Origin of the sequence: Rhodoferax saidenbachensis (assembly GCF_031457975.1) — a bacterium.
In the GTDB taxonomy this organism is placed as follows: domain Bacteria; phylum Pseudomonadota; class Gammaproteobacteria; order Burkholderiales; family Burkholderiaceae_C; genus Allorhodoferax; species Allorhodoferax saidenbachensis_A.
Window position 1 is genome coordinate 783,446 of the sequence record NZ_JAVDXO010000001.1, and the last position, 15,339, is coordinate 798,784.

Annotated in this window: 14 protein-coding genes; 2 read left to right on the forward strand and 12 right to left on the reverse strand. The window is 59.8% G+C overall.

The genetic code is table 11. The features are described from left to right. Positions 1 to 8: 8 nt before the first annotated feature. The 4 genes from ndk to J2X15_RS03760 form a co-directional block, all read right to left on the reverse strand. Complete coding sequence (gene ndk / locus J2X15_RS03745) at positions 9 to 434, reverse strand: nucleoside-diphosphate kinase (RefSeq protein ID WP_310339571.1); 426 nt, start codon at positions 432 to 434, stop codon at positions 9 to 11. Between the two features lie 71 nt (positions 435 to 505). After that, complete coding sequence (locus J2X15_RS03750; RefSeq protein WP_310339572.1) at positions 506 to 1,789, reverse strand: pseudouridine synthase; 1,284 nt, start codon at positions 1,787 to 1,789, stop codon at positions 506 to 508. A 13-nt stretch (positions 1,790 to 1,802) separates the two neighbouring features. Further along, entirely contained in the window at positions 1,803 to 2,462 is a 660-nt protein-coding gene (gene scpB, locus J2X15_RS03755; protein WP_310339574.1) for an SMC-Scp complex subunit ScpB, read from the reverse strand. Between the two features lie 119 nt (positions 2,463 to 2,581). After that, on the reverse strand, positions 2,582 to 3,727 hold the full coding sequence (locus J2X15_RS03760) for an RluA family pseudouridine synthase (protein WP_310339576.1): 1,146 nt from the start codon (positions 3,725 to 3,727) through the stop codon (positions 2,582 to 2,584). Between J2X15_RS03760 and J2X15_RS03765 the strand changes: the two genes are divergently transcribed. Further along, on the forward strand, positions 3,624 to 4,430 hold the full coding sequence (locus tag J2X15_RS03765; RefSeq protein ID WP_310339579.1) for an outer membrane protein assembly factor BamD: 807 nt from the start codon (positions 3,624 to 3,626) through the stop codon (positions 4,428 to 4,430). The genes J2X15_RS03760 and J2X15_RS03765 overlap by 104 nt on opposite strands. Here the strand turns inward: J2X15_RS03765 and J2X15_RS03770 are convergent. Continuing rightward, positions 4,399 to 6,402: a DNA repair helicase YoaA gene (locus J2X15_RS03770; RefSeq protein WP_310339581.1), complete on the reverse strand. Its 2,004-nt coding sequence runs from the start codon at positions 6,400 to 6,402 to the stop codon at positions 4,399 to 4,401. The two genes, J2X15_RS03765 and J2X15_RS03770, sit on opposite strands and share 32 nt — an antisense overlap. Positions 6,403 to 6,405: 3 nt before the next feature. Continuing rightward, positions 6,406 to 6,609 carry a YdcH family protein gene (locus tag J2X15_RS03775; protein ID WP_310339583.1) on the reverse strand — a complete coding sequence of 68 codons (204 nt, stop codon included), beginning with the start codon at positions 6,607 to 6,609 and terminating at the stop codon, positions 6,406 to 6,408. Positions 6,610 to 6,720: 111 nt separating this feature from the next. On the opposite strand from J2X15_RS03775, the gene J2X15_RS03780 reads away from it, so the two are divergent. After that, positions 6,721 to 7,482 carry a PP2C family protein-serine/threonine phosphatase gene (locus tag J2X15_RS03780; RefSeq protein WP_310339584.1) on the forward strand — a complete coding sequence of 254 codons (762 nt, stop codon included), beginning with the start codon at positions 6,721 to 6,723 and terminating at the stop codon, positions 7,480 to 7,482. Between the two features lie 13 nt (positions 7,483 to 7,495). Here J2X15_RS03780 and J2X15_RS03785 read toward each other — a convergent pair whose 3' ends face one another. From J2X15_RS03785 to J2X15_RS03810, 6 genes are all read right to left on the reverse strand, one after another. Beyond that, entirely contained in the window at positions 7,496 to 8,080 is a 585-nt protein-coding gene (locus tag J2X15_RS03785; RefSeq protein WP_310339585.1) for a hypothetical protein, read from the reverse strand. Next, the gene (gene zapE / locus J2X15_RS03790) at positions 8,077 to 9,174 is read right to left on the reverse strand and encodes a cell division protein ZapE (RefSeq protein WP_310339586.1); all 1,098 of its coding nucleotides are present in this window, start codon (positions 9,172 to 9,174) and stop codon (positions 8,077 to 8,079) included. Before zapE ends, J2X15_RS03785 begins: the two co-directional genes overlap by 4 nt. Positions 9,175 to 9,253: 79 nt before the next feature. Next, entirely contained in the window at positions 9,254 to 10,681 is a 1,428-nt protein-coding gene (gene lpdA, locus J2X15_RS03795; protein WP_310339588.1) for a dihydrolipoyl dehydrogenase, read from the reverse strand. Between the two features lie 10 nt (positions 10,682 to 10,691). Then, positions 10,692 to 11,057 (reverse strand): 5-carboxymethyl-2-hydroxymuconate Delta-isomerase, encoded by a 366-nt coding sequence (locus J2X15_RS03800; protein ID WP_310339590.1) that lies wholly within the window; start codon positions 11,055 to 11,057, stop codon positions 10,692 to 10,694. 86 nt (positions 11,058 to 11,143) lie between these two features. Next, positions 11,144 to 12,397 carry a 2-oxoglutarate dehydrogenase complex dihydrolipoyllysine-residue succinyltransferase gene (gene odhB, locus J2X15_RS03805; protein WP_310339592.1) on the reverse strand — a complete coding sequence of 418 codons (1,254 nt, stop codon included), beginning with the start codon at positions 12,395 to 12,397 and terminating at the stop codon, positions 11,144 to 11,146. Between the two features lie 45 nt (positions 12,398 to 12,442). Next, the gene (locus J2X15_RS03810; protein ID WP_310339594.1) at positions 12,443 to 15,337 is read right to left on the reverse strand and encodes a 2-oxoglutarate dehydrogenase E1 component; all 2,895 of its coding nucleotides are present in this window, start codon (positions 15,335 to 15,337) and stop codon (positions 12,443 to 12,445) included. Positions 15,338 to 15,339 lie beyond the last annotated feature (2 nt).

A 15,339-nucleotide genomic window follows, 5' to 3' on the forward strand; every position in this document is an offset into this window, starting at 1 on the left:
TGCATAACTTAGCGAGAGTAAACGTTCATGCCGGGGAAGAAGAACGACACTTCAACAGCGGCGGTTTCTGCGGCGTCGGAACCGTGCACGGCATTGGCGTCAATGCTGTCCGCGAAGTCAGCACGGATTGTTCCAGCAGCTGCTTTCTTGGGGTCGGTCGCGCCCATCAGGTCACGGTTCTTCAGAATCGCGTTTTCGCCTTCCAGGGCTTGAATCATCACGGGGCCGGAGATCATGAAGTCCACCAGGTCCTTGAAGAAGGGACGTGCCTTGTGCACAGCGTAAAACGCTTCAGCTTCTCCGCGCGACAGGTGCGCCATGCGAGCAGCCACAACCTTCAGGCCAGCTGCTTCAAAGCGTGCATAAATTTGACCGATCACGTTCTTCGCAACTGCGTCGGGCTTGATGATGGAGAGAGTACGTTCGATTGCCATATGAGTTCCTAAAGTTTCTTGCTACAACATTTGCCCGAACAGAGCAAAGCCTGCGATTTTACCATTGCTGTTTAACGATTTCGCCCACCACGACGCTGATTGCCACCGCCTTTGGGGCGACCGGCATCCTGGCGCTGCCGAGAAAAGCTATCGGCACCGATGTAGCCAAACGCGGTCTTCATTGGATCCGGTTGGGATGAGGCGCCTTGGCGATCGGCGGGTTTGTCCTGGCGCATGCCACTGCGACCCGCATTTTTACCCGCAACAGGGTTGCCAGGCTTTGGAAAGGCTGGGCCGCGGCCCGGAGTATTGCGCCCACGCTGCTTGGGCGGGCGGGCTCCGCCATTGGCGCTGCCGCCACGATTCGATGGCTCGCGGGTTACACCCTCTTCACGCGGAGCCCGCCCTCCTCCGGCGGCTTGCACCAGAGAGCGGATATCTGCATCGTCCAGTTCCATCCATGCGCCACGCTTGAGACCGCGCGGCAACACCATGGCGCCATAGCGGATGCGGATCAAACGGCTCACGGCGTGCCCAACTGCTTCGAGCATACGGCGCACTTCCCGGTTCCGACCTTCAGAAATCGTGACGCGGTACCAGCAATTCGAACCTTCACCACCACCATCTTCAATGGAGCCAAACTGGGCCAAACCATCGTCCAACTGCACGCCATTTAGCAGAGCCTGCTTTTCTTCCTTGTTCAAGGCGCCAAGCACACGCACCGCATATTCGCGCTCCAAACCAAAACGGGGGTGCATCAGGTTATTGGCCAACTCACCGGAACTGGTGAACAGCAGCAGGCCTTCGGTATTCAAGTCCAGACGCCCTACCGATTGCCACTTGCCCTGGTGTAGCTTGGGCAGACGGCGAAATACCGTGGGGCGGTTTTGGGGGTCGTCATGGGTCACAACCTCACCCACCGGTTTGTGGTACGCGATCACGCGAGCGGGGGGTGGGTCAATGCGAAAGCGAATAGGCTTTCCATTGACCTTGATGTTGTCACCAAACTGAATGCGCTGGCCAATGTGTGCGGGCTCGTTGTTGACGGAGATGCGCCCTTCCAGGATCAGTTGCTCCATTTCCAGGCGAGAACCCATGCCCGACTGGGCCAGTACCTTGTGCAATTTGGGCGTCTCTGCCAGAGGAGCCAGCACGCGCTTGGGCACCGTCAGGTCTTCAATGGCTTCGTCCGCATCGAACTGGCCGGAAATCACATCGTCAAAGCGGTTGGCAGGTCCGGATGCAGGCGCAACGCTATTGGACGTGGCAGAAGTGACCAGCACTGTAGCCTGCTCAGCTGGCGTGGGCACCGCGTCGTCAGATTTCAGGGTTTGTTTGTTTGTTTCTTCGTTCATTCTGCTAACCCAATCATGTTTGTTCCAAGCCCAAGGTGTCCAAAGGCATATTCATCTGCGCACCCGACGCCTCAGAATGAGAATCTGTCGCCTCCGCTTGCGTCACTGCTGGCTGCTCTTCCAGTGCCGCCGCCAACACGTCCAACGTGTCACCTGGGCTAGTGGGGCTTTCCAGCAGCGGGAGCTGGTCCAGCGATTGCAACCCCAAGTCATCCAAAAACTGTTTCGTGGTCGCAAACAAAGCCGGCCGTCCCGCGGCCTCTCGATGCCCAATTACCTCCACCCAGCCGCGATCTTCCAGTTGCTTGATCAACAAAGAACTGATGGTGACCCCACGTATGTCTTCCATGTCTCCCCGGGTTACCGGTTGGCGGTAGGCAATGATGGCCAACGTTTCCAACGTTGCCCGCGTGTAACGCGGTGGCTTTTCTGGATGCAGCCGGTCCAAGTACTCGCGCATCTCAGGCCGACTTTGGAAGCGCCATCCCGTGGCCACGCTCACCAACTCCACACCACGCTCAGCCCAATCGTTTTTCAGATCTTCCAAAAGCTGCTTGATCGAATCCACGCCAATGGCATCCGCGAACAACTCTCGCATGCTTTTGAGCGGCAAAGGTTGTTGAGCGCACACCAATGCGGTTTCCAGAACCCGCTTTGCATCGACCATGTTCATAGTCAGGGTATTTCGAATATGTCACCAACACAAATGAGCGGCTGCGGTGGGGCCGTCAAGGGCAACTTCAGCGGCGTACTTCGCCGCAGTGCCAGCCCGGGAGCGACTTACCGGGGCTTTCAGTGTCCTCCCGGACCTGCAAGCGCATTGTATCGCAGCCCCCAGTCACCCAACATTTGCAAAAAGTCTGCGGGCGGTTGGGACTCAAACGCCAAAGGCTCACCGGACACCGGGTGTGCAAATGCCAGCTTGTAGGCATGCAAGGCCTGCCGGGCCATTGTGCCGGTCGCGCTGCCGCCGTACAGAGTATCGGCAACCAATGGATGCCCTAGAGACGCCATGTGTACGCGTATCTGATGGGTTCTCCCCGTATGGAGAATGCAGCGCACCCAGCAGCCCTCGCCCCCGTTGGCAACCCACACGATGTCTGTTTTCGCCGTTTTGCCAGACGTTTGGGCCAGGTCGACCACCGCCATACGCAGGCGATTGCGGGGATCTCGGCCAATAGGCTTGTCCACCGTTTGCCGCGTGGCACCCACCCAAGCACGATGCGCCAAGGCCACATACTGGCGGCTCACCTCCCTTGCAGCAATCGCCTTGACCAGTGCATCCATGGCCACGCGCGTGCGGGCCACCACCATCAGGCCACTGGTGTCCTTGTCCAAACGGTGCACGATGCCAGCCCGTGGTACCGAGGCGTAAGCAGGGTCTCGGGCCAGCAGCCCATTGAGCAGGGTTCCGCTCCAATTGCCCGGTGCAGGATGAACCACCAGGCCCGCTGGCTTGTTGATGACCAGCAAATGCGCATCTTCAAAGACCACATCCAGCGCCATGGCCTCAGGCCGAAAAGCCTGGCTTTGGGGCGTGGGCCGCAGCTCCACCTCGACCATGTCACCGGCCTTGACGCGCTGTGAGGTCTTGCGCACCGTCTGGGCATTGAGGCGCACCGAGCCATCTTCGATGAGCTGCTGCAAATAGCTGCGAGAAAATTCATTGGCCGCCAAGGCCAGCGCGCGGTCCAATCGCTCCCCATGTTGGGGGGTGTCGATCACCACACTGCGTATCTCGGATTCTGCAACCGGCTCCGCCACCTCATCCAAGTCCGGTTCCAGAGAGGGCGTCGATATAATTCCGGCGGTCTGATTCAAGAAGGTCCCCAAGATGCTACGTGTGAAATTATCGGTCGTTTGTGCCCCGCTGTTGACGGCCTTCACATTGCTGTTGGTGGGCTGCTCCAGCACACCGGTGGACAAAACTGCGGGCATGAGTCCCAACCGCCTGTACGCAGAGGCCAAAGACGAAATGAACTCTTCGCAGTGGGACAAAGCCATACCTCTGCTCGAGAAGCTCGAAGCCCGTGCCGCCGGCACCCCGCTGGCGCAGCAAGCGCAGGTGGACAAGGCTTACGCATACTACAAATCTGCCGAACCCGCGCAAGCCCTGGCCACGCTGGACCGTTTCATCAAGCTCAACCCCGCTAGCCCAGCACTGGACTACGCCATCTATCTCAAAGGGATCATCAATTTCAATGACGATCTCGGCGTACTGTCTTCCATTACCCGCCAGGATTTGGCCGAGCGCGATCAGAAGGCCGCCAAAGAATCGTACGAAGCGTTCAAGGAACTGGTGACCCGGTTCCCCGACTCCAAGTACACCCCGGACGCACGCCAGCGCATGAACTACATCGTCGGCTCGCTCGCACAGTACGAGGTGTATGTAGCACGTTACTACTACAAACGCGGGGCCTATTTGGCCGCCATCAACCGCGCGCAAATCGCCGTAACAGACTACCGCGACGTGCCCGCAGTGGAAGAAGCCTTGTTCATTCTCTACAAATCGTACGACGCATTGGGCATGGAGCAGCTGCGCGACGACACCAAACGGGTCATGGAAAAAACATTCCCTCAGTCAGACTACCTGCTCAAGGGCGGCAAGCCTAATACGGATCCGTGGTGGAAGATTTGGTGAGGTCGTGCAGGGCCTGCTGAAAGGCCTCTGCAGAATCAAGCCTGCGCATGGGTGGCAGGCTTGCGAGCAACTTGCGGCCATACCCCATCTGGCTGAGCCGCACATCGCACAACACCAGTACACCACGATCCGTTTCACGGCGGATCAAACGCCCCACTCCCTGCTTTAAGGCCACGGCAGCCTGGGGTAGCTGGTAGTGGGCAAAGGCGCTCTTACCCTCCTCTTCCAATGCCTGACAACGTGCCTCGACCAAGGGATCGTCGGGCGGTGCAAAAGGGATTTTGTCTATCACCACCAGTTGCAGTGCCGCGCCCGGTACGTCCACACCTTCCCAAAAGGAAGCGGACGCTACGAGCACACACCCAGCCGCATCAGACGCGCTGGCAAAGCGGTCAATCAACTCACGTTTGGAGCTGTCGCCCTGCACCAGCACCTGCATCGGACTAGAGGCAGCCAATCGCTCCCGCAAGCGCTGACCAATGCGGCGCATGGCACGCAAGGTAGTGGTGAGCACCAGGGTCCGCCCGCCCAATATGACGGCCGCCTGCGCCACCAAATCGGCCACCTGATCGCTGTGCTGGGGTTCCGACGGTTTGGGAAACCCCTTTGGCACATACAGTGCGGCCTGCTCCAGATAGTTGAAGGGGCTGGCCACTTGCAACACTTGGGCCCCCTCCAAGCCCGTAGATGCCAAAAACCACTGCAGCCCGACCTCATGGCCCAAGGTGGCGGACGTAAAGACCCAAGACTTGCCGCCTTCCACCATGCTCCCATCACCCACGACTTTGGAGCGGAGCGCATCGGCAATTTGTAGGGGAGACTCAACCAGGCGCAGCCGCAACCCTGCTTCCAGCCAGCGCACATTACCGGCCCGAGGCGGAACCGCAAAATCATCCAACCGCGTAAGCAACACCTGTGTGCGCTCGCGCAAAGCGCCCAAGTCGGGTGACATTTCCGCAACGAGATCCAGCGCTTGCAATACGCGCCTCAACACGGCGGCAACCCGTGCCATGGCCTGCGACCAGACCTGGGGCTCGATTCCAGCTGGGGTATCTCCCACCCAACGCAAGCGGGTGGGTAAGTCAGCCCGACCGCCGCACAGCAGCTGCCACTCAGCCAAAGTGTGCTCCAAATACCCCACCAGCCCCTGCCAGTCGGCCAGTCCGCGGGCATGCTGGCTGCCCAACACCACCACATCGCGCCCCAGCGACAGCAGTTGCCCCGTGGTGAGCTGTTGGCCCAAAAACTGGACACCGATTTCATTGAGTTGATGGGCTTCGTCAAAGATGACCGCGTCGACAGAAGGCAACAACTCTGCGACGCCCGATTCCTTGACGTTCCAGTCGGCAAAAAACAAATGGTGATTGATGACCACCATGTCGGCGGCCATCGCCTCACGCCGCGCCTGGTACACATGGCAACCCTGGTATTGCGGACAACGTCCACCCTGGCAGTTTTCACGGGTGGATGTGACCAGCGGAATCACGGGCGACTGTTCATCCACCGAGGCCAGCTCGGCCAGGTCCCCCGTGCGGGTGCCTAGGGCCCAAAACTCAACCGCAGCGATGGCACGCAAGTCATCGGGCGTTTGCAAGGTGCTGCCGTAGCGCGCCACACCCAACCGCTGCAAACACAGGTAGCTGGCGCGGCCCTTGAGCAGCGCCACCCGGGCCCCGACGCCAAGGGCCGCCAACAGCTTGGGGATGTCCCGGCCGAAAAGCTGGTCTTGCAGCGCCTTGGTCGCGGTGGACACTAGCACGCGCGAACCGCTGAGGAGAGCGGGAGCGAGGTACGCGTAGGTCTTGCCAATACCTGTGCCGGCCTCCACCACAAGCACCCCGCCCGACTCCAACGTCTGGGCTACAGCTTGGGCCATTTCCAGTTGGCCAGCACGCGGGGAAAACTCGTGCACCGCGCGGGCGATGGAACCATCTACCGCAAACGCCTCGACCACCGCATCAGACAGGCCCATGCCTCAGGCCGGCTCGTCAGGCTGCAACGCGTCCTGCAAACGGCTGATCTCGTCACGCAACGCCAAACGCCTTTTCTTCAAGCGGCGCATCATCAGCTCATCTTTTGGGGCATCCAGCAGCGCAATGTCAATCAAGGCATCCAAATCGCCATGTTCGATGCGCAGCTCAATGAGGCGGCGCTGCGGGGAGTGGAGATTGGTTTCCAATGGTAAATGGGGATAAGTACGTGGTTAAATGGCGCCGGTGGCTGGCGACTCCGCTCGATAATACGGCCAGAGTCTTCATTCTCGGAAAAGCATTGCTGGATAGAACCCACCATGGCCACTGGATATCGTCTTACCGCCTCCACCGGCATTCACAAGGGTGACCGCGAATACCAGCAAGACCAGGTTGCCTTGTTCAAGCATGCCCGCAGCAACGGTTGTCTGCTGGCCATCGTGGCCGACGGCATGGGCGGGCGCAGCGGTGGGCGCAAGGCCTCCGACCAGGTGATGATGACTGCCAAACAGCTGTTTGAGCGCTACGACCCCGACACCGATGACGCTGCCGCTACGCTGATGCAAATCGTGCAGGAGGCGCACATTGTCATCAAGCTCACGGCGATTTCCTCAGAAGAAGAACCCCACAGCACACTGGCCGCCTTTCTGATCAACCCCGGCGGCGACTGCCACTGGGCCCACACTGGGGACTCCCGCGTGTACCAGTACCACGGCAACCGCTTTGTGAAACGCACCATGGACCACTCCTACGTGCAGGCGCTGGTGAACCGCGGTGAAATCACCGAAGAGCAGGCGGCAGTGCACCCGCAGTCCAACATCTTGATGGGCTGCCTGGGCACCGACAGCGACCCGCCTGTGGACTTTCACTTCATCCCCAAACTGCGTGCAGGTGATGTGCTGATGGCCTGCAGCGACGGCGTGTGGCACTACTTCAACAACGGGGAGCTGGGGTCGGTGCTGTCCACACTGTCAGCGCGCGAGGCCACTGAATTTTTGATTGAAAAAGCCCGCTCACGTGGCCACGGTGCTGGAGACAACCTCTCCCTCGTGGTGGTGAAGGTCGAAACCCTGCAGAGCTAGGTTCAAGCCACCATCAGGGTGGCGTGGGCAGGGACTGGTGGGTTTTGGTGCTTTCACGCAAACGCTTGTCGCGGGCGGCCTTGCGTTCTTGGGCCGCTTTTTGTTTGTCCGCAAAAGCCTGTTGGTTTGCCGTCTGCGCACTGGCAGCCAGGCTAGGTTTGGGAGCTGCAGCTGAGCGGTTGCTAACCTGCCCGGCCTGCGCTTGGTGTTGGGCCTGCTTGTCCCGCTGCTGCTGCAGTTTGTCCTGCTCCACATCCTCATTGCCTTGTGTCTCAGCATCACGGGCCAAGCGTTCCCGCGCTTTGTCGTCCAGACGCTGCCGCTGCTCGACAGCACGCTGTGTGCGCTCGGCATTGTTCAACACCGCCTCTTGGCGTGCCAGAGCTTTGTTGCTGGCGCGGCGGCGCGCAGACACATCTTCCATACAAGCGGTGACAGCAAAGCGCTTGGCGCACATTGCCTCTTGCGCGGCAAACTCGGTCTGCGCCTGGGCACGTGCCGCGGCAATGGACTGACGCTGGGCTTCAATATCGTCCTCGGCCAGCACCATGCCAGATGCCAACCCACACAGCGACAGCAAGATGGTTGCCGTTTTCATGTCAGCCCCGTATCCACTACGCGGCGTTCGAGCAGTAAAAATTCCTTGGACTGCATTTCCGTCAGCCGAGAAACCGTGCGCGGAAACTCGTGTGACATGGGGCCTTCGGTGTACAGCGCCTCGGGCGCCACGGCGGCCGACATGATGAGCTTGACGCGCCGGTCGTATAGCACGTCGACCAGCCAGGTGAAGCGCCGTGCCTCGGAGGCCATGCGCACCGGCATGTACGGCACATCGCTCAAAAATACCGTGTGAAAGCGCGATGCGATTTCCAGATAGTCGTTTTGCGAGCGGGGACCACCACACAGAGTTTTGAAGTCGAACCACACCACGCCGCCGGCCTTTCGCCGGGCATGGATTTCACGTGACTCGATGTGCAGCACCGGGTCTTCATCGTGCTGCTCAGCCAGTGCGTTGAAGGTCGCCGTCATAGCGGCGTCCGCCTCGGGGCCATTGGGCACGTGGTACAGCTCGGCATTCTCCAGCGTACGGCGCCGATAGTCGGTGCCGTTGTCCACACTCAGCACTTCCAGCTTGGCATTCAGCAAGGCGATGGCAGGCAGGATGCGGTCGCGGTGCAGGCCCCCGGGGTACAGGTCGTCGGGCTTGAAATTGGAGGTCGTGACAAAGCCCACGCCATTGTCAAACAGTGCTGTCAGCAGGCGGTGCAGGATCATCGCGTCGGTGATATCCGCCACGTGGAACTCGTCAAAGCAGATAAGCCGGTAGCGCTTGGCCATGCGCTTGCCCAGCTCGTCCAGCGGGTTCACCGTGCCTTGCAAGTCGATCAGCTCGCGATGCACCTCGCGCATGAACTCGTGGAAATGCAGGCGCGTCTTGCGCTTGAGTGGTACTGCGTTGAAAAAGCAATCCATCAGGAAGCTTTTACCCCGCCCTACGCCGCCATACATGTAGACACCACGCGGAATCTCGGGGCGGTTGATCAGCTTCTTGAGCGCGTTGGAACGCTTTTCCTTGTACAGCGCCCACTCGGTGGCGCAGCGCTCCAAGGCCTCGACGGCACGCAGTTGGGCCGGGTCAGCCGTGTAGCCGCGCGCAGCCAACTCTGCCTCGTAGGTTGCTTTGACGCTCAAGAAGAACTCCGATTCACTATGAAAATAATAGCTGCTAGCGCACTATCTATGGGGGCTAGCAGCCTATTTCATTCCTAAATCAGAAGTTCAGCGTGCGCTTGTCCACCGCCAGCGCAGCTTCCTTGGTGGCTTCACTCAAGGAGGGGTGGGCGTGGCAAATGCGGGCGATGTCCTCGGCACTGGCCTTGAACTCCATGGCCACCACGGCCTCGGAGATCAATTCCGACGCCTGCGGACCCACGATGTGCACACCCAGGATTTCATCAGTCTTGGCATCGGCCAAAAACTTGACGAAGCCAGTGGTATCACCCAGCGCGCGTGCGCGGCCGTTCGCCAGGAAGGGGAACTGGCCCGCCTTGTAGGCGACGCCATCCGCCTTGAGCTGTTGCTCGGTGCGGCCCACCCATGCGATCTCGGGGCTGGTGTAGATGACCCAGGGAATAGTGTTGAAGTTGACGTGACCATGCTGGCCGGCAATCCGCTCGGCCACCGCAACGCCCTCTTCTTCCGCCTTGTGCGCCAGCATGGGGCCGCGCACCACGTCGCCCACCGCCCACACGCCAGGCAGGTTGGTTTTGCAGTCGGCATCCACCACAATCGCGCCGCGCTCGTCCAGCGCCAGGCCAACCGCTTCGGGGTTCAAGCCGATGGTGTTGGGCACGCGGCCGATGGAGACAATGAGCTTGTCCACATCCAGCGTCTGGGCTTCGCCCTTGGCATTGGTGTAGGCAACGGACACGCCCTTCTTGCCATTCTTGATCTCCCCGACCTTCACCCCCAACTCGATCTTCAGGCCCTGCTTGGTGAAGGCCTTGAAAGCCTCCTTGGCAACGCCTTCGTCCACAGCGCCCAGGAAGGTGGGCAGGCCTTCCAGGATGGTGACGTCCGCACCCAGGCGCTTCCACACCGAGCCCATTTCCAGGCCAATCACGCCAGAGCCGATCAGACCCAGCTTTTTGGGCACCGCACCAATATTCAGCGCGCCGTCGTTGGACAGCACATTGACTTCATCAAACGGCGTACCGGGCAAGGCGCGGGCATTGGAGCCGGTGGCGATGATGATTTGTTTGCCGGTGATGGTTTCTTCGGCAGCTCCGTCCACCTTGATCTCGTAGCCACCTTCAGCGGCTTTGAGGAACGAACCACGGCCGTGGAAGAAGGCAATCTTGTTCTTCTTGAACAGGTACAGGATGCCGTCGTTGTTCTGCTTCACCACCGTGTTCTTGCGGGCCAACATCTTGGCGACATCCATGCTCACGCCGGTCGCCGTGATGCCATGCTCGGCAAAGTGGTGGTTGGCGTGGTTGAAGTGCTCAGAGGATTGCAGCAAGGCCTTGGAAGGAATGCAGCCCACGTTGGTGCAAGTACCGCCGGGCGCCGGACCGCCCTTGTCGTTCTTCCACTCATCGATACAGGCCACGTTGAAGCCCAGCTGGGCGGCGCGGATGGCGGCGATGTAGCCACCGGGGCCACCGCCAATGACGATCACGTCGAATTGTTTGCTCATAAATTTCTCTTCATTCAATGTAAATTGCTTTGGAGTAGCACTCGCGACTCATCTCGCGGACATCGCAGCTGATTTGCACAGGAAACCCCATTCCGCGCGGCAAGCCGGCCATCAAAGCAGCGACCACGGCCTGCGATAGTTGCTGCCGGACAACCTCAGTCCGACCAGCCAACAATTCCAGAGAGGCATGCACAAAGCCTTCTGAAACACCACTTGCACCAATGCGAAACTGATTGCGCGGCACCACACGGCTCTTGACGTCCGGTCCATCAAAGACACCAGACAGCAATAGCGCCTGGTGCGCAACGCTCAGCAAGTCACCCGAAGCCACACGCGACTCCAGATTGGCACTGATTTCAATTGTCAAATGCGGCATGGTTTAAATGACCAGATCTGGAAGCAAGAAAAGGTGCATCAAGCCCAAATAACTCTTGGTCACCATGAACTTGATGCACGCAGTGCTTAGATGTCGAACAACAGACGTGCGGGATCTTCCAGCGCTTCCTTCATGGCCACCAGGCCCAGCACCGCTTCGCGGCCGTCGATGATGCGGTGGTCGTAGGACATGGCGAAGTAGTTCATGGGTCGTACCACCACCTGGCCGTTTTCCACCATGGCGCGGTCCTTGGTGGCGTGCACGCCCAGAATGGCCGACTGGGGCGGGTTGATGATGGGGGTCGACATCATGGAGCCGAAGGTACCGCCATTGGAGATGGAGAAGGTACCGCCGGTCATTTCTTCAATGCCCAACTTGCCGTCTTTGGCCTTCTGACCGTACTCAGAAATCTTCTTCTCGATGTCGGCAAAGCTCATCTGATCGGCGTTGCGCAGAATAGGCACCACCAGACCGCGGGGTGAGCCCACGGCAATACCGATGTCAAAGTAGCCGTGGTAGACGATGTCGTTGCCATCCACCGACGCATTCAGCACGGGGAATTTCTTCAGGGCGTGCACTGCTGCCTTGACGAAGAAGCTCATGAAGCCCAGCTTGACGCCGTGCTCCTTCTCAAAGCGCTCTTGCATGCGCTTGCGCATTTCCATGACCGGGGCCATGTTGATTTCGTTGAAGGTGGTCAGGATGGCGTTGCTGCTTTGCGATTGCAACAGGCGTTCGGCCACGCGGGCGCGCAGACGGCTCATGGGCACACGCTGCTCAGGGCGGTCGCCCAGGTTCACGCTGGGAGATGCCACTTGAGGCAAAGAAGCGGTGCGGACCCCCGTGGGGATTGCGGCAGCAGCTACAACTTTAGGAGCAGCCACGGCGGAAAGCACATCACCCTTGGTGATGCGGCCGTCTTTGCCCGTACCGTCCACGCTGGACGCAGCGATGCCGTTGTCAGCCAACAGCTTGGCCGCCGCAGGCATGGCCACACCAGCCTTGGAGTTGCTGGCAGGTGCGGCAACAGCTGCAGGTGCAGCAGTTGGAGAAGCCGGCACTGGGGCAGCTGCTGTTGGAGCCGCGGCGCCAGCCACAGCGGCCGTGTCGATGCGGGCGATCAGCTGTTCGGCCACCACGGTGCCTCCATCGGCCACCAAAATTTCGACGATCACGCCAGAGGACGGTGCAGGTACTTCCAGCACCACCTTGTCGGTTTCGATGTCGATCAGGATTTCATCCGCGGTGACGGCGTCACCCACTTTTTTCTTCCATGCCAGCATGGTGGCTTCGGCCACAGATTCAGAGAGCTGCGGTACTTTGACTTCTACGATTGCCATATCAATTCTTTCCGTATGTGTTCGAGTGAGGGGGCTGCTGACGGCTTACTTGGTCAGCACAAAGCCCTTGAGCTTGGCGAATGCGCCTTCCACCAGCGCTTTTTGTTGCTCTTGGTGGAGGTGGGAATAGCCCACCGCAGGCGACGCAGACGCGGCGCGCCCGGAGTAGCCCAGCTTCTGGCCTTCGAGCATGTTTTCGTGGATGTAGTGCTGCACGAAGAACCAGGCACCCTGGTTCTGTGGTTCGTCCTGGCACCACACCACATCGGTGGCGTTGGGGTACTTCTTCAGCTCCGCCGCGAACACCTTGTGCGGGAAGGGATACAGCTGCTCCACGCGAATGATGGCCACGTCGTCGTAGCCCTTCTCTTCGCGCTTCTTCACCAGGTCGTAATACACCTTGCCGGAGCAGGCGATCACGCGCTTGATCTTGTCGCCCTTGAGCTCTTTGCTCTCGGGGATCACGGTCTGGAAAGCACCTTTGGTGAACTCGGTCAGCGGCGAAGTCGCATCCTTGTTCCGCAGCAAGCTCTTGGGCGTCATGATGATCAAGGGCTTGCGCAGGTTGCGCACCATTTGGCGACGTAGCACATGGAAGATCTGGCTGGCCGTGGTGGGCTGCACGATCTGCATATTGGTGTCAGCCGCCAACTGCATGAAGCGTTCCAGGCGTGCCGAGCTGTGCTCGGGGCCTTGGCCTTCGTAGCCGTGCGGCAACATCAGCGTGATGCCGTTGACACGGCCCCACTTCACTTCGCCGGAGGCGATGAACTGGTCGATCACCACCTGGGCGCCGTTGGCAAAGTCGCCGAACTGGGCTTCCCAGATCACCAGGGTGTTGGGGTCATTGGAAGCGTAGCCGTATTCAAAGCCCAACACCGCTTCTTCGGACAGGATGGAGTCGATCACGACAAACGGTGCCTGATTGTCGGCCACGTTTTGCAGGGGCACGTAGGTGCCCGCATCCCACTTCTCGCGGTTCTGGTCGTGAATCACAGCGTGGCGGTGGGTGAAGGTGCCGCGTCCGCTGTCTTCGCCCGACAAACGCACGGGGTAACCACTGGCTACCAGGGAAGCAAATGCCATGTGCTCGCCCATGCCCCAGTCCACATTGACTTCACCGCGGCCCATGGCTGCGCGGTCGTCGTAGACCTTCTTCACCAACTGGTGCGGTGTCACACCGGCGGGGATGGTGGTCAACTTTTCAGACAGGCGTTTCCACTCGGTCAGGGGAATGGCGGTGTCACCCGCATCGGTCCACTTTTTGCCCAGGAAAGGAGACCAATCCACCGAGTACTTGCTCTTGAAGTTGGTGAGCACCGGGTCCACCGTGTGCTTGCCAGCGTCCATGGCGGCGCGGTATTCCTTGACCATGGCATCGCCCAACTCCGCACCCAAACCTTGGGCGGCCAGCTTGTCGGCGTACAGCTTGCGGGTACCCGGATGGGTGCCGACCTTTTTGTACATCAGGGGCTGGGTCAGCGACGGTGTGTCTTGCTCGTTGTGGCCGAGCTTGCGGAAGCAAGTGATATCCAACACCACGTCTTGGCCGAACTCCATACGGAATTCCAGCGCCAACTGAGTGGCCAACACCACGGCTTCAGGATCATCCCCATTCACGTGCAACACCGGAGATTCCACCATCTTCACGATATCCGTGCAGAAAGCGCTGGAGCGCATATCGCGTGGGTCCGAGGTGGTGAAACCGATCTGGTTGTTGATGATCAGGTGGACCGTGCCACCAGTGGTGTAACCACGGGTCTGGGCCAGCGCCAGGGTTTCCTGGTTCACGCCCTGGCCGCCAAATGCGGCATCACCATGCACCAGCACGGGCAGCACTTGCATGCCTCGGGGGTCACCCCGGCGGTCCATACGGGCGCGCACGGAGCCCTCCACCACGGGGTTCACAATTTCCAGGTGCGACGGGTTGAAGGCCAACGAGAGGTGCACCGGGCCGCCGGGGGTGGACACGTCGGAGCTGAAGCCCTGGTGGTACTTCACGTCACCGGATGGCAGCTCTTCGGGCGCAGTGTGGTCGAATTCGGCAAACAGGTCTGCAGGCATCTTGCCCAGGGTGTTCACCAGCACGTTCAGGCGGCCACGGTGGGCCATGCCGATCACGATTTCCTGCACACCCTTGGCGCCGGCTTGCTGGATCAGCTCGTCCATGGCGGCAATGAAGCTCTCCCCCCCTTCGAGGGAGAAACGCTTCTGGCCTACATATTTGGTGTGGAGAAAGCGCTCTAGGCCTTCGGCCGCGGTCAGGCGCTCCAGAATGTGCTTTTTCTTTTCGGCATTGAACTGGGGCTTGCTGCGGCTGGCTTCCAGCTTTTGCTGCCACCAGCGTTTCTGGTTCTGGTCGGTGGTGTACATGTACTCCACGCCAATGGTGCCGCAGTAGGTTTCGCGCAACGCGTTCATGAGCTCGCGCAAGCTCATGGATTCTTTGCCGAAGAAGGTGTTACTGATGTTGAAGACCGTTTCCTGGTCTGCGTCGTTGAAGCCGTAGAACGTAGGCTCCAGCTCCGGGATTTTGTCGCGCTCGGTGCGCTTGAGCGGATCAAGATCAGCCCAACGGGCGCCCACGTTGCGGTAGGCGGCAATCAGCTGCTGCACCGCGGTGCGCTTGCGCCCCATCTCGGAATCGGCACCCGTGGCCATCACCACATGCTTGACACCTTTTTTGGCCAGATCAACAAAGGCGTTGATCACAGGCATGTGGGCTACGTCTTTGGACGTAGTGCCGTCGGCTGCGGGAACGTTTTGCAGCGCGTCAAAGTAATCGCGCCAGGTGTCGGGAACGCTACCGGGGTTGGCCAGGTAATTCTCGTACATCTCTTCGACATACGGAGCATTGCCACCGAACAGGTAGGTGTTGTTTTGGTAGGTTTGGTACACGGACGAAGCCGTGCTCGCACCATTGGAGCTTGAATCACTCATAT

Excerpts from the sequence above, each read along its gene's own strand:
- J2X15_RS03810 (WP_310339594.1), bottom strand. The coding sequence starts at position 15,337 with ATGAGTGATTCAAGCTCCAATGGTGCGAGCACGGCTTCGTCCGTGTAC.
- J2X15_RS03765 (WP_310339579.1), top strand. The coding sequence starts at position 3,624 with ATGCTACGTGTGAAATTATCGGTCGTTTGTGCCCCGCTGTTGACGGCC.
- scpB (WP_310339574.1), bottom strand. The coding sequence starts at position 2,462 with ATGAACATGGTCGATGCAAAGCGGGTTCTGGAAACCGCATTGGTGTGC.
- odhB (WP_310339592.1), bottom strand. The coding sequence starts at position 12,397 with ATGGCAATCGTAGAAGTCAAAGTACCGCAGCTCTCTGAATCTGTGGCC.
- J2X15_RS03750 (WP_310339572.1), bottom strand. The coding sequence starts at position 1,789 with ATGAACGAAGAAACAAACAAACAAACCCTGAAATCTGACGACGCGGTG.
- lpdA (WP_310339588.1), bottom strand. The coding sequence starts at position 10,681 with ATGAGCAAACAATTCGACGTGATCGTCATTGGCGGTGGCCCCGGTGGC.
- ndk (WP_310339571.1), bottom strand. The coding sequence starts at position 434 with ATGGCAATCGAACGTACTCTCTCCATCATCAAGCCCGACGCAGTTGCG.
- J2X15_RS03770 (WP_310339581.1), bottom strand. The coding sequence starts at position 6,402 with ATGGGCCTGTCTGATGCGGTGGTCGAGGCGTTTGCGGTAGATGGTTCC.
- J2X15_RS03785 (WP_310339585.1), bottom strand. The coding sequence starts at position 8,080 with ATGAAAACGGCAACCATCTTGCTGTCGCTGTGTGGGTTGGCATCTGGC.
- J2X15_RS03760 (WP_310339576.1), bottom strand. The coding sequence starts at position 3,727 with ATGCCCGCAGTTTTGTCCACCGGTGTGCTGGAGCAGCCCACCAACAGC.
- J2X15_RS03780 (WP_310339584.1), top strand. The coding sequence starts at position 6,721 with ATGGCCACTGGATATCGTCTTACCGCCTCCACCGGCATTCACAAGGGT.
- J2X15_RS03800 (WP_310339590.1), bottom strand. The coding sequence starts at position 11,057 with ATGCCGCATTTGACAATTGAAATCAGTGCCAATCTGGAGTCGCGTGTG.